This window comes from Niastella soli (assembly GCF_017742245.1).
In the GTDB taxonomy this organism is placed as follows: Bacteria; Bacteroidota; Bacteroidia; order Chitinophagales; family Chitinophagaceae; genus Niastella; species Niastella soli.
On the sequence record NZ_JAGHKO010000004.1, the window covers coordinates 319,756 to 339,680 of the forward strand.

The window sequence follows — 19,925 nt, forward strand, 5'->3', positions numbered from 1 at the left end:
AGTAACACACAAAACCATAAATGTATACGCTGAATTGTAAAGGCCGTTTATTGGTAATAGATAAGCCGCTGGTAATGGGCATTATTAATACCACACCCGATTCATTTTATGAAGGCAGCCGTTTTATGGGTGAAAGCGGGGTGCTAAAACAGGCAGAACTCATGTTGCAGGCTGGCGCTGATATGCTCGATATTGGCGGACAAAGTACCCGGCCCAACAGCACCACCGTGTCGGCTGAGGAAGAACTGCAGCGGGTTACAGGCGCTATAGAATCGCTACATTATAATTTCCCGGATGCGGTAATTTCCATCGATACTTACTATGCCCGGGTGGCCGCCGAAGCGGTGGCCGCAGGTGCCTCCATTGTCAATGATGTGAGTGCCGGTATGGTTGACCCGGCCATTATTACAACCACCGGCGCGTTGCGTGTACCTTACATATGCACGCATATAAAAGGCACGCCGGCTACCATGCAACAACACGCAACCTACGACAATGTTACCCGGGAAGTGCTCGATTTCTTTATTCAAAAAACGGCCGAATGCCACCAGGCAGGCATTACTGATGTGATCATTGATCCTGGTTTTGGTTTTGCAAAAACCCCAGCCCATAATTTTACCCTGCTGAAAGACCTGGCCTTGTTAAAAATATTGGATAAGCCGATCCTCATTGGGCTGTCCCGCAAATCATCTGTTTATAAGACCCTGGGCATAACCGCACAGGAAGCATTGAACGGCACCACCGTATTAAATACCATTGGTTTGCTCAATGGCGCCAGTATTTTACGGGTACATGATGTAAAAGAAGCGAAGGAAGCAATTAAGCTGGTTTGTTGTTTATAGTTTTTGAAACAAAAAAGGTATGCTGCCATTTAATTGGAGCATACCTATCTATAATATGAAGCATGAAGGCATTTCAGACTGCTGAATTCTTGAAAAACATTTCAAAATGCGTCAGCAACTACAAACCCCAAACCACTAACACCTAGTGTGTTTGATGAGGTTGTCCTTGAGGAGGCATTGGCATCATAGGCGCCTGTTTAGGTGCCGCGTCGCTTACGTCAGCCACTTCAACATCAAAAACCAGGTTCTCGTATGGCTTGCCACCAGGACCAGGTTGTGCACCATAAGCCAGGTAGAAAGGAATGTACAAGGTACCTTTTCCGCCTTTTTTGAAATATTTCAAACCTTCGTCCCAACCAGGAATAACGGCATGAGTACCTACCTGAACATCAAAAGCAGGTTTACCAGGTTCCATGTTTGTTTCAAACGTTTTCATGGTAGGGAACACTTTACCAGTGTAACGGATAGAGCAATATTTGCCAGAATCTACCTGGGCGCCGGTACCTTGTTCTTTGATCTCAACAAAAGTGCCTTCGGGCCCTTTTTGGAACTTAATATTATTTTTAGTCAGGTATTCTTCAATCTCTTTCACTGCAGGCCCTTTCAGGCTTTCCATTTTCTCCTGTTGTTTTTTCTGTGCTTTTTGCATTTCAGCCATCTGGTCTTTTTGTGCAATGCTGTCAACATTGAACACTTCTATCACTTTGAAAGATAAAACCAGTTTATCTTTTGGCTTAATGAACTCAGGCAGCATGCCTTGTTTTTTTGCCAGGGTGTCAGCCTCACGGATCACTACCGCACTGTCGCCTTTGTGCAGCATTGTGAAAATTTCCTGTGGGTCGTAAGCAGGTCCTACACTGTCAACCTTTGCATAAAAAGGCATTTGCTCGTAGGAGTTGGCCAGTATAGAATCTCTTAATTTATGTACAAATTGAATTTTTATAATATCACCTCTTTTTACCAGTGGTCCACTGCCGGAAGGGATGATCTTATAAAGCAAGCCGCTTTTTGTTTTTTTAAACCCGCTGTTTTTACAGGCCGTTGTTGACAACAACAGTACTGAAAGGGCACTTAATAAAATCGTTGTTTTTTTCATTTGAATATTTGTAATAAAGTTTTATTGTAACTGTAAAGCGTTTTCTTTTAAAGCCTCAATGAAATGCTGAACGGTGGTATCGAGTGAGTCGCTGCTGCGGCCACCGGAAGCATTATAATGGCCACCTCCTTCAAAATAGTTGCGGGCAAAGGTATTTACGTCAAAATCGCCTTTGCTGCGGAAACTCCATTTACGTTCTTCATCACGATCAATGACCAGCGCAGCCAGCTTAATACCCTGAATGCTCAGGGGATAATTCACCAGACCTTCGGTATCGCCGGTTTTGATCTCATAACGTAACAGGTCCTTTTTGGGTATGGAGATCAGGGCGGTGTTGTATTCATAGAACACGTCCATCCGGTGCAGCAAAATGTGTCCGATGAACCGCAGCCTGTTTTCCAGGAAATTGTCGTAAATGTGCTCATGCACCAGGGTGTGCTTGAGGCCGCGGTCTTTCAGGTCGGCCACCATGCGGTGCACAGAGGCGCTGGCTGAAGGAAAGCGGAAGGAACCGGTATCGGTCATCACACCGGCATACAAACAATCGGCAATGGCGGGGGTAATGCGGTCGCTGTACCCGCCTTCCACTATAAAATCATACACCATTTCGCAGGTGCTGCTTTTAGCGGTATCGCTGATGCCCCAGGTAAACAGGGCTACCTCGGGTTGCTGGTGGTGATCGATCAAAACACGGTCGTAAGCACCCTGACGCAGGCTGTTGGCCATGTGCTTGGTGCGTACCAGTACATTAAAATCGAGGCAGAAGACCCATTGCGCCTGTTGTAAGGCCGCCTCACCCCGGTCGCGTTGCAGTTCATAATCTATCACATTCGCGGACCCGGGCATCCAGTCGAGCCATTTGGCCCAGTTGGTAGGGGAAACTACGGTCACTGAATGACCCAAAGAGGTCAGGAAATGGTACATCGCCAGGGAGCTGCCCATGGCGTCAGCATCAGGCTTCTGATGCGTGGTAATCACCACATTGCGTGGGGTTGTTAAATGGGGATATATGTCTTGTATAGGTTTCATGAAACGGCAGCAAAGTTGCGGAAATAAAACCCAAACACCAAATGCAGTTTGAGGTTTATGGTTTGTTGTTTGTGGTTGCTGCCGCTGTCTGGAAGCTTCAATTTAAACCACAAACTACAAACCATTTCCCTATTTTTGCGGCCAAAATAGAAGATTAGTATGAGTAACCGCACGTTTACTATGATTAAACCCGATGCCATGAAGAATGGGCATGCCGGAGCGATCTTAGACCGGATCATTAAAGAAGGGTTCCGCGTTGTATCGCTGAAACTGACCAAATTAAGCAAGGAAAAAGCCGGTGAGTTCTATGCTGTGCATAAAGAGCGTCCTTTTTATGGCGAACTGGTTGATTTCATGAGCAGCGGAGTTATCATTGCCGCCATTTTGGAAAAAGACAATGCCGTTAATGCATTTCGTACCCTGATCGGCGCTACCAACCCTGCCCAGGCTGAAGCCGGTACTATCCGCAAACTGTTTGCTACCTCTATTGGCGAAAACGCCGTTCATGGCAGCGACAGCGATGAAAATGCCCAAATCGAAGGCAGTTTCTTCTTCAGCGGATTGGAGCAGTTCTAATTCAGTTGAAAAGTTAATAAGTTAACAGGTTGACACGTTAACCTGCCCAAACTTTAAAATAATAGCCCTCCCGGTTTTACCAGGAGGGCTACTTTTTATAATAATACCTTATCAATCCTATATGCTCTGACGCCCCGCCCTCAGCTAGGTGCCAATCAACTGGTCAACCCGCCTTCCTTATCAACTTGTCACCCCTCTCCCCTGTCAACTTCAAACCCTACATACTCTCCATATTCTTATTCTTTGCAATATTCTTCATCGGCGTCAACTTATATCCTTTCTTCCGCAACAGGTTTATTACGCCCTGATCGCCGGGTAAATGCCCAGCCCCTACGGCAAATAAAAGAATGTTCTCTTTCATCAGGTCCTGCATTTTTTCTACCCAGCGCCGGTTGCGGCCATACAACAGCAATTCCAAAAACTCTTTCTCCATGCCATCACTACTATTACCCAGCGAATCAAGCCGGTCAAGGTTTTGATCGCGGTAGGCCTGTACCAGTTCTACCGTTTCTTTCTTGAAACTATCGATGCTGTCAATATAGTTTACCAGGTCTTTTGCCTGTTTTTCATAAGGTATACTATCGAAAATGGAAGCCTGGAATTCGGTTGTTTCCAGTCCTTTTATTTCCTTGCTGTACTGCTTGGCTTCCCGCATGATCAGTTCTTCCATCCCATTCTTTTGCGACAAAAAAGAGCTTTCCCCTTCCTTGCCGGAACAGTCCATCATTTTTTCGCCGATAATGCTGGTAATAAAATACGGTTTAAACCGGCTGAACATGCTTAAAGGCAGTGAATTTTGTTTGAAGTAAGCCTCCACCCTGGCATATTCCTGAGGCGTAAGCAACTCCTGTAATTTGGTGCCATTGTTCATCCGGATGTACTTCAGGGCGCCCATCGTTTCGGCAAAATTGTCCATGTCCAGCTCAAAATACACCTGGTCGCAATTCCTGATCACGAATTTCAGACTATCGCTCACCGTGGCATCTTCGGCACACAAAACGTGCATGGTGCCATACAGGTAAGAAGGCCGTTTGAGACCATTCCCGCTTATTTTCCATAATAGGGTGTTATCTAGGTGATTAGGCACTGGTTTTACCGCCAACGCATTTACCTTTTTGCCGGAATCGGTGTTTTGCTGCCCTATTCCCGTTATGGCCAGGGCCATATAAAAAAATAACATACTAATTTTTTTCGATAACATATTGCTTGCTTTTGTGCTGATATTGCTTGCTTTTATCCTACCCTGTTGAATATGGTGACGATTTTCATTATAATTGCGGTATGAACCTTGGTTTAAAGCCGGTAGAAAGCACATCGTAATTATACACAACAAAGCTAAACCGGCTTGTTGATATGTACGAATTAATTTGTAAAACAGGCGCCTGGAATTAAACGGATCAGACAACGTTTAACCCGAATTAATATTGATATCGAATCACCGACGACGCTTTGCGTGTCGGGTCTGACGACTCTTACGAGTATCAGATTCCGTCAGAGATGCCGACCGCAAGCGTCGGCATTATAACTATTGAAAGGGGCACCGCGATAGCGGTTTTGCCTTTAATAGGCTGTTTTGATAATTCGATATTCAAAGTTCAACATTCAACATTCGATATTTATAATTAACTGCATGAAACGCCTTGTTTGTAGCTTGTTGTGTCTAGCATTCGTAAACCTGTGTGCAGCGCAAACGACCTTGCCTGAATTCGGAGTATTTACCGAAGCTGAAAAATCGATCAGGGAATGCCCGTTCGATAAAGAAGCCGATGCCGTGGTGATCCTTGATGAAGCCACTGCCGACCACGATGACCAGTACAGGCTCATTTTCACCCGGCGTACCCGGTTAAAGATCCTGAAACCCAAAGGCAACCGCTATGGAGATATTGCTATCCGTTATTATACAAAAGACGATGCTGAATACATTAGCGATATAGAGGCCTATACCTGCAACCCCAACTCAGGTGGCGCCATCAAAAAAGTACCGCAGTCTGCCATCTTCCGCCAAAAGATAAATGACCGATGGTCTGCAGTAAAAATTGCCATGCCCGAGGTACAACCGGGCACTATTATAGAATACAAATACATCAACACCGCCAAAAATTATAGTTTCCTCGACGATTGGTATTTCCAGGGTGAGTTACCTGTAATGCACAGTCATTTCTGGCTGTCGATAATGCCTAATTACGAGTTCACCTATCGTGTATATAAAAGCGATCAACTGCCCATTACGATCAAAAAAGAAAAAGAAGGCCGGGTTTATTATGAAATGAACAATATAGCCGGTTTACGCGACGAACCATATATGGATGCCGAAAAGGATTACCTGCAACACGTAGAATTTCAACTATCGGGTTACCAGGGCATGTTTGGCGGCACCATACATTATATGACAAACTGGGATGAGGTTGCCCGCGAAATAATGACGCAACCTTCCTATGGAGGACAGCTGAATAAGAACATTCCGGTGGAACCTGAATGGCTTATCAAAGTGAAAGCCATTGCACCTGCCTATGACCGGATGGCTGCCGTTTATAATTTTGTTTATAAAAACCTCAACTGGAATGGCATTAACAGCCGGGGGGCTGTTGATGGGGTTAAGGAAACCTGGGAAAAAAAACAGGGCAGCAGTGGCGACATTAACCTGCTGCTGATAAACCTGCTGAAAGAAACCGGGCTGGAAACGTATCCCCTGCTTGTGAGTGAACGCGGCCACGGCAAGGTGAACGCCGAGTTGCCTTTTATTGACCAGTTCAATAAAACAATGGCCTGTGTAGTTATAGATGGTAAGAAATATGTGTTGGATGCTACCGGCCCTTACACCCCCGCTTTCATGATCCCCTTCTCCGTTATCAATACCAAAGCTCTCCTGGTCAATAAAAAGAAAAGCAGCATCATCAGCCTCATCGAAACAGAAAAAAGAGACCGGAACTTTGTAAATATTCAGGCCTGGATAGACGACAATGGCGGCATATCGGGCAAAGCCTATATTCAAAGCAAGGACTACGCCCGCCTGACCCGCATGCGGGCCTGGCAACGCGATAAAGATCGTTTCAGGGATAATTATTACACTATTTATGAAACCGGACTGAAAGTAGACAGCCTGGAATTGCTGAACCTGGAAAACGATTCCCTGCCACTGGAGCAAAAGTTTAATTTTTCCATTCCGCCCTCCACCAGCGGCGATTACAAACTCGTCAACCTGAACCTGTTCAGCGGTGTTGCAAAAAACCCATTCATCTCCGATATCCGGTTTACCAATATCGATTTCGGCTGTCTGCAATCGCATTCGGTGATCGAGTATATTGAACTGCCTGCATCATTGAAAATTGAAACACTACCAAAGAATATCCGCATGATCATGCCCGACACCAGCATCACCTTTATGCGCATCATGGAAGCAAAGGACAATATGCTGCAGGTGAAATATGAGATCAACTTCATGCGGCCGGTGTTCACCGCAGATGAATACGAATATGTAAAGGAGTTCTACAAAAAAATGGCCAGTATCATGAATGAACAGATCGTGCTGAGAAAGCCTTAGCAGCAGCACACCCGCCTTAAAAAAAATTAAACCATATAATACCCAATGAACCGAATCTTAACCCTGCTTGCCTGTATTGCAATGCCAGTATCCCTGCTCGCCCAAAAGGGGAGCGATGTTCCTGCCTTTGGTAAAGTTGAAAAGGCCGACCTGGAAATGAAAGAATGTGACTTTGATGCCAAAGCCGAAGCCGTTGTATTATTCGATATTGGCGAACTGTACTGTAATATTCAATCAGTAACTGGCGACATGGAGCTGGAACACCATGTACGTATAAAGATCCTTAAGGATAAAGGAAAAGACAAAGCCGACATTCATCTTCCCTATTACGCCTATAAGAATATTGAATCCATCAGAAACCTGCAGGCCCAAACCTATAACCTCGATGGCGCAGGCAATGTTGTTACCACAAAAGTTGAAAAAAGTCTCATCTACGATAAGACCATCGACAAATACCACCATGAACAGGTGTTCACCTTCCCGGCGGTAAAAGCCGGTAGCATCATAGAATACAAATGGAAACAGACCTGGAATGGCATAAGTCTGGAAGAATGGTATTTTCAACACGACATTCCTGTTAAATACAGCCGGTACCGGGTTGACTTTCCCAATGAAATTGAATTGTATTCAACACCCTATTGTGTATTGCCATACGAATCAAAAAAAGAAAACAAATCCAACCGCAATATTCAGACCTACGTCATGAAAAATATTCCCGCGTTGCGCGATGAACCTTATATCAGTTCTGATAAAGATTACCTGCAACGCGTTGAATTCCGGGTAATGGCCCTTAACCTGCCCACCCGCCGGGAAAGCATGATAAAGAACTGGCCCGAGGAGATAAAAAAACTCATGGAAGATGAAGATTTTGGCATCCAGCTGAAAAGGAATATCCCCCGCACTTCCGGTCTTGATTCTGCACTGAAAAACATCACCGATCCTTATCGTAAAATGGTGACCATTCATGAATATGTTCGCAAGAACATGGAATGGAATGGCCTTAGTAATATCTGGGCTTTAAATGGGGTTAAATCCGCCTGGAAAGAAAAAAAGGGTACCAGTGGAGAAATTAACCTCATACTGGTTAACCTGTTAAAGGATGCTGATCTGAAAGCGCATGCCTTGCTGGTAAGCACCCGGGAACATGGGGCTGTTGCCAGTATCATTGCCGATATAAGTCAGTTCAATAAAGTACTTGCCTATGTTGAAATTGACGACAAGGTCTATGTACTGGATGCTACCGAAAAAACCACCCCTTCTTATCTGATACCCAGGAATGTGATGTATTCGGAAGGACTGGTCATTGAAAAACCTGAAACCTTTGAATGGGGCTGGAAACCGATCTGGACCGACAAGTTGTTAAACAAGAATGTCCTGGTCTTACAGGCAACCATTGACGAGAAAGACGCCATGAATGGCAATGCCGCCCTGTACAGCTATGATTATGCCCGGGAGCAACGGATTGAAGAAGCCAAAAAAGATAAAGCCAAATTCCTGGAGAAATATTTCAAGACCAATAACCAGGCGGCCAATGTCGACAGCCTGGTATTGGAAAACCTGGAAGCCGATACCCTGCCGTTGGTGCAAAAAGTGCATTTCAATATCCCCGTTAGCTCCGCCGGCGATTACAAATATTTCTCCACCAACCTGTTTACCAGCCTGGAGAAAAACCCGTTTGTGGCCGATAACCGGTTTTCAGACGTTTTCTTTGGCACCAACCAGTCGTTCAGTATAGTGGCCAATATTAAGATCCCTGAAGGCTATGCGTTTGAAGCATTGCCCAAAGACATGCGCATGATAATGCCCGATACCAGCATTTCCATCACCCGGCGGATGGCAACCCAGGATAACCAGCTTTCTGTAAGGGTATCGCTCGTGTTTACCAAGCCCTTTTTTGCCGTACAGGAGTACCCCGATTTTAAAGAATTCTATAAACAGCTATTTGCTATCTTGAGCGAGCAGATCGCCATTAAGAAAAAAGGATAATTGAATTGCTAATTATGAAAAAGTGTTTATCCGTATTAACCGCTATTTGTGCTGCCTGGACCCTGCAGGCGCAAATATCCCCCTATGCCCTGTTGTCGATTCCCGAAACCGTAAAAAAAGATGCCGATATCATAAAACGGCTCGAGGAAATTACGTTTGAAGTAACCGATATCGACAGGTCATCACTGAGCGTGCACCAGGTCATTACTGTAATGAATGAAAAAGGCAAACGGGCCCTTCACTTTGCCGAGTTTAGCGATAAGTTCCGGATACTCGACGCTGCCGAAGTAAAAGTGTTTGATGCCAGCGGCAAGCAAATTAACCGGTACAAACAAAAAGACATGATCACCAGGGGTGGGTTTGGCGACGCCCTGGTCGACGACAATATGATCACTTATGTTGAATTCCCTTCGGCTACCTACCCTGTTACCTTTGAAGTGAATTACAATATTCGCTACAAAGGCAATTTATTCTATCCGAGCTTCGACATCCAGGATCCTGATGAAAGCGTGGAGTCATCGGTCTTCACGGCCAAAGTGCCCAAAGACCTTGACCTGCGTTATAAGGAAAAAAACATTACCTTACAACCAGAGATCGGAGAACTGGGCAACTATAAAACATACCGCTGGTCGGTAAAAAACCTGCCTGCCCTTAAACACGAAGCGGGTTCGGTTAACCCCTACCCTTATGTGATGCTGGCGCCCACCCGGTTCAAGTACGACGCCTTTGAAGGCGATCTCAGCACCTGGAAAGGCTTTGGCGCCTGGTGCGGCAGCCTGTGGAAAGGGCTCGACAAATTTCCCGCCGACCGGGTTGCTTTTTTTAACGACCTGGTAAAAGATGCACCGAATAACTACGAAAAAACAAGAATACTGTATTCCTATTTACAAAAGAATTTCCGGTATGTAAGTATTCAGCTGGGCATTGGCGGCTTCCGGCCTTTTAGTGCCGACTTTACCGAAAAGAAAAAGTATGGCGATTGTAAAGCATTAAGCAATTGCATGAAGGCCATGCTTTCCGCCGTAGGTATTAAAAGCTATAGCGCTATTATCAACGCCGGTAACAATGCTATGGCCATGGACCCCGACTTCCCAGCCCAGATCAGCAACCACGTTATTCTTTGCGTACCCATGCAAAAAGACACGGTATGGCTGGAATGCACCAGTACTATCGCCGATTTTAATGTATTAGGCGCTTTTACCGAAAACCGGAATGCCTTGCTGCTTACCGAAGAGGGCGGCGTATTGGTTTCCACGCCTGAAAGCAAGTGTGCTGATAACGTATTTAAAGTGCATACGGTAATAGACCTGCAAACCGATGGATCGGGCAGCACCCATACCAACTTTACTACAACAGGGGAGTTTAAACAAACGATGAAATATTACTTAGATGAGAAGATAGACGATCAGAAAGAATTTATAGTGAACTACCTGAACTTTAAACAACCCGATGAATTTACATTTAAACAAATAGAAAACCCCGCCGGGTTCACCACTAACCTGGAAATGTCGTATGAGAAAGTGCATGAATTCAATGCCGGTAATAAACTTTTCATCAGTCCGCGTATTTACAGGTTCTGGTCAAAGACCCTGCCTAAGTCGGAGGACCGTAAACAGGATTATTATTTCTCGTATCCCTTTGAACGCATAGACACCACTGTTTTCAAACTGCCGGCCGGTGCTTCGGTAGAAGCCCTGCCCAAACCAAAGGAACTTTCCTGCGATTTGGCAACCTATACCACCAAATACTGGTATAATGAGACCGAAAAAGCGGTGTATTCCTCGGCAGTGCTGGTATTGAAAAAAGCAAAGGTCCCTGCAACCAGTTATGCAGCCATTAAAAAGCTGTTCGATGATATCCTGATGGACGATACACAACGGATAGTTATTAAGAAAGAATAAAGTTCAAAGTTTTAGGTTTAAAGTTCAAAATTGTGTTCCCCGCAACTTTGAACTTTAAGCTTTCAACCTTCAACTATAAGTTTCCTGTAATATGCGAAAGGATTATTCCAGTCGCAACAGCCGCGTTCAGCGACTCCGCCTGGCCGTGGCGCGGAATGGTTATCCGGTTGCGGCAAAGCGCCAGTATTTCCGGGCTGATACCCTTTGATTCATTACCAATTATAATTACCCCTTCTTTAACGGGCTGTAATTGGCGCAGATCGGTACCATTCAACACCGCCGCATAAGTGGGCAATTCCGGCTCCTCCTTCAACATAGCCGCCAACTCACCGTACACCACCTGAACACGGGCTATACTGCCCATGGTGGCCTGCACCACTTTGGGGTTATAGGCATCGGCGCAATCGGCACTGCAAAAGATCTGGGAAATGCCAAACCAGTCGGCACAGCGGATAATAGTACCCAAATTACCCGGGTCCTGAATGGTATCAAGCATCAGCGAAAGGGTATTTCGTGCAGGCCTGCTCGCAGTGAAAACCGGTTTTTTAAAAATGCCCAACACCTGGTTAGGGGTTTGCAGCAGGGATATGCGCTCCAGCTCTGAGGCGGTTATTTCCGTTACGGGGCCGGCCAGTTGCTTGTCCTGTACATCGATCCATTCCTTTACGGCATACAGCTGCAGCAGCGGTAAACGGGCACTTAATAATTCGTTAATTAGCTTGGGACCTTCGGCAACAAATACCCCTTCGCTATCTCGTAGTTTTTTGTGGCTTAAACTTTGAATATATTTGACCTGAGATTTAATCAACATTGCATTCCGATTAAACTAAATATGTTGTTATTAGCCCGGCAAGTTACTGTATTTAGACTGGTTCAATGGATAGCGTACTGCGCTTTAATAGCGGCGTCAATTACTTCCTGCACCGTTCCAAAACATTTCCAAGAAGGAAAACCCTTTGTTTACAAAACCACCATTAATATTCAGGGCAACGTGCCCGAAAAGCTGCAACTGGAGGAACGCCTTACCAACCAGCTCGACGACAGCGTAAAAACCCAGTACATTTACTATGCCGGGGTACGGCGGGTGCTCGAAAAGCCACCCGTACTTGACACGGCCAATATTGACCGTTCAAAATTATTTATGGCCAGCCTGCTGCATTCCCTGGGCTATTTTAATCCTGAAATAAAAGATACTTTTTATATTGATACCGTACGCAAGCAATACCGCGCCCATATCAATTTTAAGGTTATCCCGGGTAAAGTGCTCCGGCTCGACTCCATCGGATTCGATTTCCGTGATTCCGCATTGCAACGCCTGGCCCGCCGGCAACAGGATAGGTCGTTACTTAAAAAGAACGAACCTTATACCCAACAAAAAGTATCCGATGAACTGGACAGGCTGCTCACCGTTTTTCGCAACAACGGTTTTTATAAATTGAACAAAGAAGATGTATTTGCCGAGGTAGACACCGTGGTGGCCGCCCTGATCGACCCCACCCTCGATCCGTTTGAGCAGATCAATTTACTGGATTCGTTGCGCAAAAAAAGGGAGAACCCCACCATTAATGTGGTGTTCAAACAACACCCGGTAAAAGACAGCAGCCGCATAAAGAAGTACTATATAGGCAGGGTAACAGTATACCCCGATGCCAACTATGAAGAATTCGACTCCACCAAACACGATACAGTCAATGTGAAGGGTTACCAATTCATTTATAATTCCCGAAAGTTTAAATTACCCTTTGTTGCCAGTAATATTTACCTGAAGCCGGGGTCTCTGTATGTACAACGTCGCTATTACCGTACTATCAACAACTTTACCAGCCTGGGCTCCTGGCAGAACGTGGATTTTGAGTTGATTGAACGCAAGGATACCAACGTGCCTACCCTGGATGGCAAATTAAGGCTGTACCCAAGTCTTAAACAAAACCTGAATCTTTCTTTGGAGGCCAGCCGCAACGTCAGCGACATCCTGACCAACGGCCAGTTATTTGGTATTGGCGTAAATGGCCGCCTGCTGAACCGGAATGCCTACCGCGAAGCCATTCAAACCGTGACCAGCGCCCGGTTCGGGATTGAGTTGGGGGCCGACTTTATTCAAACCCTGCAAGCCAGTCTGGCCCATACCATCAACTTCCCCAAGTTCATAACACCCATCAAAATAAAGACCGACAGCCTGATAAATCCACGTACGGTAATAAACCTGAATGCCTCGTATACCGACCGGCTTCAGTTGTTCAAATCCAAGTCGTTCAATGCATCCTGGGGGTATGAGTGGGTAAAAGGCCGGCGCCGTGAAGACCAGGACCAGGTTGGGCAAAAATGGCGCAAGACCTGGCAGTACATTCCTTTTAACTATGAGTATACCGATGTACAAAAGACCGACAGTTTGATAAAACTGGAAGATACGATCCCCTCTTACAAATTTGCCTTTAATAACGGCTTGATCATGAGCCAGATACTCAGCGTATCAACCGGTATTGAAAAAGACAATAAACTTACTTTGTTACGCGGCCGGATAGAAGAAAGCGGCGCCCTGTTCGGTCTTATAAAAGACCTGGAATATGGATCTCTGGCCCGGTTTGTTAAGGTTGACGGAGAATTCAAGCATTATATTAACTATAAGCATTCCTCCTGGGCATTCCGGTTTTTTGCCGGTTATGGGTATGTATATGGAAAAGCCGATACGGCCACCGGGGGGCGACCATCAGTGATAGTGCCCGAAAATAACCTGCCGTTCTTTAAAGCCTTTTATGCCGGCGGACCATATAGTATGCGGGCCTGGCAGATCAGGCATTTAGGCCCCGGGTCTTCCACCGTTTATGAAAATGAGAAGCAGAACATCGAGCGATTTGGGAATATGCAACTGGAGTTCAACACCGAATTCCGTTTTAACCTCACCACTATTGCGGGCATTAGGGTGAACAGCGCCCTGTTTGTTGATATGGGTAATATCTGGAGTAAAGAGTTTGATAACACCAGTCATCAACAGATCCCGGAGGCCAGCTTCCACATAGATCGTTTATATAGAGACCTGGCCATTGGCGCCGGCAGCAGCTTGCGTTTCGATTTTGATTTCTTCCTCATCCGGCTCGACTGGGCCTATAAATTAAAAGACCCGGCCCATGCCACTGTGAATGATGGCTGGTTCAATGATCTGCGCGTATTGAACGGGCAGTTTCAATTAGGGTTGGGTTATCCATTTTAGAGATACTTACTACTGGTTACCTGCTTTTCAGGCACCTATTGCCAGTTCTTAAATTTATTGGGTTATTGGGTTATTGGGTTAAGACTCGCGACAACTTACGAACCTAATAACTTACCAACTTAATAACTTAATAACTAGTAAACCGGCATCTTGCAATTGCCACAGCTTATCCTGCCCCTTTACTTAAAGGGCTTTTTCTTATTTCCCGTTGTCCATTGTCTCCTTCTCCTTAGCAATCCACTCCAGCGCTTCATCCATCGTCATAGATCTATCCAGCGTGAATTCCCCTATACGCGTCCGGCACAGACTGCTGAGATAAGCGCCGCAACCAGCGGCTTTTCCCACATCATTGGCCAGGCTGCGGATATAGGTACCGGTTGAACAAACCACCCTGAAATGGACCACAGGCAGTTCTATCTTTGTAAATTCAAATGCCGAGATCACGACCCGGCGTGGGTCCAGCTCAATGGTTTGGCCTTTACGTGCCAGTTCATACACCCGTTTACCATCTTTTTTAATGGCCGAATGCATAGGTGGCACCTGCATCAATTCGCCGGTGAACTGCGCGGCAATTGTCTGTAATTGCTCAGTGGTAATGGAACTATGATCTTTAAAGTCCTGAGGCTCGCTCTCCAGGTCGTAGGTAGGGGTAACTGCACCAAAGGTAAAGGTGCCGGTATACTCCTTTTCCTGTGCCATGTATTCATTGATACGCTTGGTAAATTTACCTGTACACAAAATAAGCATGCCGGTAGCCAGCGGATCGAGGGTGCCCGCATGACCTACCTTTTTAATTTTCAGGGTGTTCCTGATCTTTCTAACTACGTCGAAGGAAGTCCACTCAAGAGGTTTATTGATCAATAAAACCTGTCCGTCTTCAAATGTATTTTTTTGTGCGGCTTGCATCCGGCAAAAATAAGGTTTATCACTCGCTGTAATCGTACTAATCAACCTTTCTTATGGGAATGAATTTACCGGTAATATGATCTACTTTGTAAACGATAGCAGACCAATCATAGGGCATCTCCCCCAATCTGCCTATTATTATTTGCTGGTTATGCTTTTAACGGATCGCATTTTCATAGGATGATTAAATCGCCTGTCTGGCCTTCAGTTCCAGGTATTTATTCACTGTGTTTACAGTAAGGTTCTGTGGTGCGGTGAGGATAGTAAAAATGCCGTGTTGCTGCAATTCCTTTACGATCAACCGCTTTTCATACATAAACTTCTCCGCAATGGTTTTGGTATACAACGATTCCGTATCCATGGCCGGATCTTCTGTAAGCTGACGCAATTCGGTGTTTTCAAAAAACACTACCAACACCAGGTGACTACGGGCAATTGACCGGATGTAAGGCAACTGCCTTTGCAAACCCGATAATGACTCAAAATTGGTAAACAACACAATGAGGCTGCGTTGTGAAATGCGGGTGCGGATATGCGCATACAGTTTTTCATAATCACTTTCCAGGAACTTCGTTTGCTGGTTATACAGGGTTTCCAGTATATGTCCCATTTGGGAAGCCTTGCGGTTGGCCGGTAAAAAATGCCCGATGTTCTCGGCAAAAGTGACCAACCCTGCTCTATCCTGTTTTATCAGCGCTACCCTTGAAAGGATCAGGGTGGCATTAATAGCATAATCCAGCAGCGACATTCCTTCAAAAGGCATTTTCATTACCCGGCCTTTGTCTATAATGCAGTAGATCTGCTGGCTGCGTTCATCAGTATATTTATTCACCATCAGCTGACCGCCTTTACGGGCGGTGGCTTTCCAGTTTATACTGCGCAGGTCATCCCCGGTAACGTATTCCTTGATCTGTTCAAACTCCAGGCTATGTCCTATTTTACGCACCTTGCGACTACCCGCTTCGGCCAGGTTGTTGCTGTAGGCAACTAACTCAAACTGACGCAAGGCTAAATACGAGGGCAACACTTTTACCATTTGCTCCCCTTCGCTCTTTATACGGCGCACCACCAGTTGCAGCGGGCTTTTTACAAATACATTGGTATCGTTAAAAATATATTCTCCCCGTTCAACAGGGCGCAGATCGTAGGTAATATTTTTCGATTCATCACTGTCCAGCACGGCATCTACCGAAAAATCCCGACGCTGGAATTGCACCGGTATTTCATCAATGACCTTTATACTGATCCGAAAATGGTACTTATTAGTAACCAGCAGCTTCACTATATTGGTATCGCCATTGCTGAACCGGTCGCTTACTATCCGCTGGATCAGCACCCCTTCCCGGCGCAGGAACAACAACGCATAATCAATTACGGTGATGGCTATCACAAACCAAAGACAAATCTTTGCCACCGGGTACAATGCGGGCCAGTTATACGACAGTATGAACAATAATATAACTGCTACAAACGACCAGTAAAAACGCCGGCCGAAGAACAAAGGAAGTATGTATCTCTTATAAAGATTCATTAGTACTATTGTGGTGTATCTTGTTATTCTGGTGCTTTTTCGTGAATCGGCAATCGTGAATCGGCAGACGGCAGACACCGCGACGCGGCCCCCTCTATCAACCCTATCTACCTGTCAACCTACTTCCTCCCTGATCAACTGGTCAATCTCCTTCTTCCACAAAAGCCCCTCTCAATATCTCTATCAACTCCATCAACCTTATCAACTCACCTCGGCACCTCTATACTGGTCACTATTTGCTGAATCACATCATCAGCAGAAGCACCTTCCATTTCTTTTTCCGGTGTCAATACAATACGGTGACGCAATACCGGCGGAATAACAAAAATGATATCATCGGGCGTTACAAAATCACGGCCGCGCATAGCAGCCAGCGCCTTGGCACCATTTAAGATCCCAATAGATGCCCGGGGGGAAGCGCCCAGATAGATTGATTTATGATTACGCGTATTGGCAACAATAGTAGTGATAAAATTGACCAGCTTTTCTTCCACATGAATAGAACGCACCTGTTTGCGCAGCTCCTGTACCTGGGTAGAAGAAAGCACCGTAGTTACCTGACCGATCATTTCATTCAGGTTTTGATGGTGGTGTTGCATCACGATCCTGAATTCCTGCTCGGCGGTAGGATACGACACATTTATCTTAAACAAAAAACGGTCTAATTGCGCTTCAGGCAGGTGATAGGTCCCTTCCTGTTCAATAGGGTTCTGGGTGGCTACCACCATAAACGGTACCGATAACTGATACGAATGACCGTCAACGGTGATCTGCCGCTCTTCCATTACTTCAAACAACGCAGCCTGGGTTTTTGCCGGGGCGCGGTTGATCTCATCTATGAGCACGATATTACTAAAGATCGGTCCTTTATTAAACTGAAAAGTTGAATCCTTGGGATTGAAAATAGAGGTACCAATTACATCACTGGGCATCAGATCAGGGGTGAACTGGATACGTGAAAAACCAACCGAAATGCTTTTGCTCAGCAATTTGGCAGTAAGTGTTTTGGCAACTCCGGGCACGCCTTCAATCAGTACATGTCCATCGGCTAAAACAGCAGCCAGCAATAATTCCACCATTTGCTCCTGCCCAACGATCACTTTACCTATCTCTTGTTTTAAGGTTTGTACCGATTGTTGCAGGGCGCTGAGATCGGTCCTGACATCGAAAAAGTTTTCCATGTATTATGCGTATTTATAAAAGTGCTCTAATTTACGGTTAAAAAGAAGCAGGTCGCCGTCGCTTACATCAATCATCTCCGGCAACGTATTCATATAGAACAACAGGTTCTTCAGATTTCTGGGATTGTACCCTGTTTTCCAGGCCAGTTTATTTTCAAACTCCGGATCGCTTAAAGCAGTTCGTATACCATATTTATTGCGCACATGGTCCTGGAAGTGCGTCGTCATTTTCAGGGCCAGGTTCTTGTTATCATGCCGCTGAAAATATAAGCGGCCTACGGTTTTCACAAAATCAACCGACGCATTGTTCAATGGCGGAATAACAGGAATGATCCGTTGTTTGCGTTTGCTTTCGAACAAATAAATGATCAACAACACCACCAATAGTAACATCATGGCCATCGACAGCCCCTTTTGTTTGCTTAACCAGCTGCCGGCGCCAAACAAACTTTTTCCGTTATTATCGTCATTACCCGCTGAATGATAGCGGAAGTAATCATCCCACCGTACCACCGAACTGTTTTTAGGCAGGTAGGACAACGCATTATCGTAATACGATTTATTATTCTTATGTAATAAAAAGAAGTTGGTAAACGCCATAGGCGCCAGGTGAATAAAAATGGAACCACCGCCATCGTAGTTAAACTGCACAAAATTCGGGCGCCCATACCTATCCCTTCCTAAAATATTTGTAATGGTGGAATCAACTGAAACGAAATAATTATCCAGCGCCTTACCAGGATACGTGTAGGACAGCGAATCGTTTGTTTCGGGATTATTGACGCTTATGGTGAGGGAATCTTCAGTATTGAAAGAACCGGTATAAAGGGCTGCTTTCAAATGTAAACTATCCAACAGACTTTCACTAACAGTGAGGGCCGATATAAATACATGCTGCCCTTTGCCTACCAGGCTAAACAACGCATTTATTTCGCTTTCATCTGGAATGACCTGGTTTGAAATGATTATATAATTGGTGCCTGGATCATCATCACTGATGCTAGTGCTTTCCTCATCCTCTTTTTCCGTTTTCAGCTTATAGCTTTTATACCGGTCGGGCGATCTTTTATTAAGGACCACCCTGGCATCAGGGAAAATATGACGCAGGTTCTCATAGGCGTAATAAGTACCGTAGGGTATTTTATCGGTACGCCAAAGCGTTACCTTTTTGTTCATGTGCTTGCCTGAATCACAACTAACTATCAGGGTGGCAAACGCCACCAGTAATAGCAAAAATCGATATCTTATAATTGGTTTCAAGAATTCACGGCGTTGTAAAAGTGGCTGAAATTATTATGTACTATCTCAAACTGTTCTTTCGACAAAATAAACTCCCCATACCACACATAATCATAGATCCGGGTTAAAAACCCAAAATCGTTACCCAGCTTGTGTTTGCTCATTTGTATCACATACTCGTAGTTGGTAGCATCTGCATGAAATTTGATCCACTCCTTTTCATTCAACAGTTGCAGACTTTTCAGGTACATATACCGGACGGCCTGGCGGTATTCACCGGCCACAATGGCTTTTCTGATCTTTTCATCCAGGTTGCCATCTTCGATATCAGCAGCCTCCGTATGCGCAGCTGCCCCTCCTCTTACCTTTTTGGAAAAATAGAACAGGTTGTTCACCACCATTAGGCGGTAAATGACAAACACAAAAAATAAGGCCAGTATGAAGTAGATGAAAGTTCGAATGCCGCCACCGGCAAAAAGATCATTGAAATGGTCCCAGAATCCCTTTTTATGATCAACCGCTTCCGCTGACTCTTTCTCCATATCCTGGAGTTCCTTTTCGCGTTTTTCTTTCATCTCCCGTTCGCGCTCGAGGTTCCAGTACGCGGGGTCATTGGCGTATGCAAAATCTTCCTCTTTTTGATACCGGTGCACGGTTGAATCGGGTACCAGGCGGAATTCCGGCGGTGCAGGCAGCGTGCCGATCTTTGTCTCTACGTTATCCGTTGTTTCTACTGGAGGCGCTTCAATAACCTCTTCATCCTTGTCTGTTTGCGCCTGGACCAGGGGTGAACAGGCCAGTAACGCCACCAAACAGGCTATTAACCTGAAGGTTTTTACAGCGGGGATCAATAACCGGTATGATGCAACAACATTCATTGACAGGGCAA

15 protein-coding genes are annotated in these 19,925 nt (G+C 45.3%); 6 read left to right on the plus strand and 9 right to left on the minus strand.

What is annotated here, in order from left to right; translation table 11 throughout:
- Positions 1 to 20: 20 nt before the first annotated feature.
- Positions 21 to 842 (plus strand): dihydropteroate synthase, encoded by an 822-nt coding sequence (gene folP, locus J7I42_RS16165; RefSeq protein ID WP_209139874.1) that lies wholly within the window; start codon positions 21 to 23, stop codon positions 840 to 842.
- 142 nt (positions 843 to 984) lie between these two features.
- Here the strand turns inward: folP and J7I42_RS16170 are convergent, their stop codons facing one another.
- Together J7I42_RS16170 and J7I42_RS16175 are read right to left on the minus strand one after the other, a co-directional pair.
- Positions 985 to 1,938: an FKBP-type peptidyl-prolyl cis-trans isomerase gene (locus J7I42_RS16170; protein WP_209139875.1), complete on the minus strand. Its 954-nt coding sequence runs from the start codon at positions 1,936 to 1,938 to the stop codon at positions 985 to 987.
- 21 nt (positions 1,939 to 1,959) lie between these two features.
- Positions 1,960 to 2,967, minus strand: coding sequence for a DHH family phosphoesterase (locus J7I42_RS16175; protein WP_209139876.1), 1,008 nt, complete (start codon positions 2,965 to 2,967; stop codon positions 1,960 to 1,962).
- A 159-nt stretch (positions 2,968 to 3,126) separates the two neighbouring features.
- On the opposite strand from J7I42_RS16175, the gene J7I42_RS16180 reads away from it, so the two are divergent.
- Positions 3,127 to 3,543 (plus strand): nucleoside-diphosphate kinase, encoded by a 417-nt coding sequence (locus J7I42_RS16180; RefSeq protein ID WP_209139877.1) that lies wholly within the window; start codon positions 3,127 to 3,129, stop codon positions 3,541 to 3,543.
- 217 nt (positions 3,544 to 3,760) lie between these two features.
- Here J7I42_RS16180 and J7I42_RS16185 read toward each other — a convergent pair whose 3' ends face one another.
- Positions 3,761 to 4,723, minus strand: a complete 963-nt coding sequence (locus J7I42_RS16185) for a TraB/GumN family protein (protein WP_209139878.1) — start codon at positions 4,721 to 4,723, stop codon at positions 3,761 to 3,763.
- A gap of 450 nt (positions 4,724 to 5,173) precedes the next feature.
- Here J7I42_RS16185 and J7I42_RS16190 point away from each other — a divergent pair, with 450 nt between their 5' ends.
- The 3 genes from J7I42_RS16190 to J7I42_RS16200 are packed head-to-tail and all read left to right on the plus strand — an operon-like array spanning position 5,174 to position 10,971.
- Positions 5,174 to 7,084, plus strand: coding sequence for a DUF3857 domain-containing protein (locus tag J7I42_RS16190; protein ID WP_209139879.1), 1,911 nt, complete (start codon positions 5,174 to 5,176; stop codon positions 7,082 to 7,084).
- 45 nt (positions 7,085 to 7,129) lie between these two features.
- Positions 7,130 to 9,070, plus strand: coding sequence for a DUF3857 domain-containing protein (locus J7I42_RS16195; RefSeq protein ID WP_209139880.1), 1,941 nt, complete (start codon positions 7,130 to 7,132; stop codon positions 9,068 to 9,070).
- A 14-nt stretch (positions 9,071 to 9,084) separates the two neighbouring features.
- Positions 9,085 to 10,971 (plus strand): DUF3857 domain-containing protein, encoded by a 1,887-nt coding sequence (locus tag J7I42_RS16200; protein WP_209139881.1) that lies wholly within the window; start codon positions 9,085 to 9,087, stop codon positions 10,969 to 10,971.
- Positions 10,972 to 11,044: 73 nt separating this feature from the next.
- Here the strand turns inward: J7I42_RS16200 and J7I42_RS16205 are convergent, their stop codons facing one another.
- Positions 11,045 to 11,782, minus strand: a complete 738-nt coding sequence (locus J7I42_RS16205; protein WP_209139882.1) for a TrmH family RNA methyltransferase — start codon at positions 11,780 to 11,782, stop codon at positions 11,045 to 11,047.
- A 180-nt stretch (positions 11,783 to 11,962) separates the two neighbouring features.
- Here J7I42_RS16205 and J7I42_RS35605 point away from each other — a divergent pair, with 180 nt between their 5' ends.
- On the plus strand, positions 11,963 to 14,179 hold the full coding sequence (locus J7I42_RS35605; protein ID WP_209139883.1) for a BamA/TamA family outer membrane protein: 2,217 nt from the start codon (positions 11,963 to 11,965) through the stop codon (positions 14,177 to 14,179).
- A 198-nt stretch (positions 14,180 to 14,377) separates the two neighbouring features.
- Here J7I42_RS35605 and truB read toward each other — a convergent pair whose 3' ends face one another.
- The 5 genes from truB to J7I42_RS16235 form a co-directional block, all read right to left on the minus strand.
- Complete coding sequence (gene truB, locus J7I42_RS16215; RefSeq protein WP_209139884.1) at positions 14,378 to 15,085, minus strand: tRNA pseudouridine(55) synthase TruB; 708 nt, start codon at positions 15,083 to 15,085, stop codon at positions 14,378 to 14,380.
- A 184-nt stretch (positions 15,086 to 15,269) separates the two neighbouring features.
- Positions 15,270 to 16,616, minus strand: coding sequence for a DUF58 domain-containing protein (locus tag J7I42_RS16220; protein ID WP_209139885.1), 1,347 nt, complete (start codon positions 16,614 to 16,616; stop codon positions 15,270 to 15,272).
- 206 nt (positions 16,617 to 16,822) lie between these two features.
- Positions 16,823 to 17,797: an AAA family ATPase gene (locus J7I42_RS16225; RefSeq protein WP_209139886.1), complete on the minus strand. Its 975-nt coding sequence runs from the start codon at positions 17,795 to 17,797 to the stop codon at positions 16,823 to 16,825.
- Positions 17,798 to 17,800: 3 nt separating this feature from the next.
- Positions 17,801 to 19,030: a DUF4350 domain-containing protein gene (locus J7I42_RS16230; protein WP_209139887.1), complete on the minus strand. Its 1,230-nt coding sequence runs from the start codon at positions 19,028 to 19,030 to the stop codon at positions 17,801 to 17,803.
- 23 nt (positions 19,031 to 19,053) lie between these two features.
- Positions 19,054 to 19,914 (minus strand): hypothetical protein, encoded by an 861-nt coding sequence (locus tag J7I42_RS16235; protein WP_209139888.1) that lies wholly within the window; start codon positions 19,912 to 19,914, stop codon positions 19,054 to 19,056.
- Positions 19,915 to 19,925: the final 11 nt, after the last annotated feature.

Coding starts and splice junctions, on each gene's coding strand:
- J7I42_RS16220 (WP_209139885.1), bottom strand. CDS start 16,616: ATGAATCTTTATAAGAGATACATACTTCCTTTGTTCTTCGGCCGGCGT.
- J7I42_RS16200 (WP_209139881.1), top strand. CDS start 9,085: ATGAAAAAGTGTTTATCCGTATTAACCGCTATTTGTGCTGCCTGGACC.
- J7I42_RS16175 (WP_209139876.1), bottom strand. CDS start 2,967: ATGAAACCTATACAAGACATATATCCCCATTTAACAACCCCACGCAAT.
- J7I42_RS16225 (WP_209139886.1), bottom strand. CDS start 17,797: ATGGAAAACTTTTTCGATGTCAGGACCGATCTCAGCGCCCTGCAACAA.
- J7I42_RS16205 (WP_209139882.1), bottom strand. CDS start 11,782: ATGTTGATTAAATCTCAGGTCAAATATATTCAAAGTTTAAGCCACAAA.
- J7I42_RS16190 (WP_209139879.1), top strand. CDS start 5,174: ATGAAACGCCTTGTTTGTAGCTTGTTGTGTCTAGCATTCGTAAACCTG.
- J7I42_RS16185 (WP_209139878.1), bottom strand. CDS start 4,723: ATGTTATTTTTTTATATGGCCCTGGCCATAACGGGAATAGGGCAGCAA.
- J7I42_RS16170 (WP_209139875.1), bottom strand. CDS start 1,938: ATGAAAAAAACAACGATTTTATTAAGTGCCCTTTCAGTACTGTTGTTG.
- J7I42_RS16195 (WP_209139880.1), top strand. CDS start 7,130: ATGAACCGAATCTTAACCCTGCTTGCCTGTATTGCAATGCCAGTATCC.
- folP (WP_209139874.1), top strand. CDS start 21: ATGTATACGCTGAATTGTAAAGGCCGTTTATTGGTAATAGATAAGCCG.
- J7I42_RS16180 (WP_209139877.1), top strand. CDS start 3,127: ATGAGTAACCGCACGTTTACTATGATTAAACCCGATGCCATGAAGAAT.
- J7I42_RS16235 (WP_209139888.1), bottom strand. CDS start 19,914: ATGAATGTTGTTGCATCATACCGGTTATTGATCCCCGCTGTAAAAACC.
- truB (WP_209139884.1), bottom strand. CDS start 15,085: ATGCAAGCCGCACAAAAAAATACATTTGAAGACGGACAGGTTTTATTG.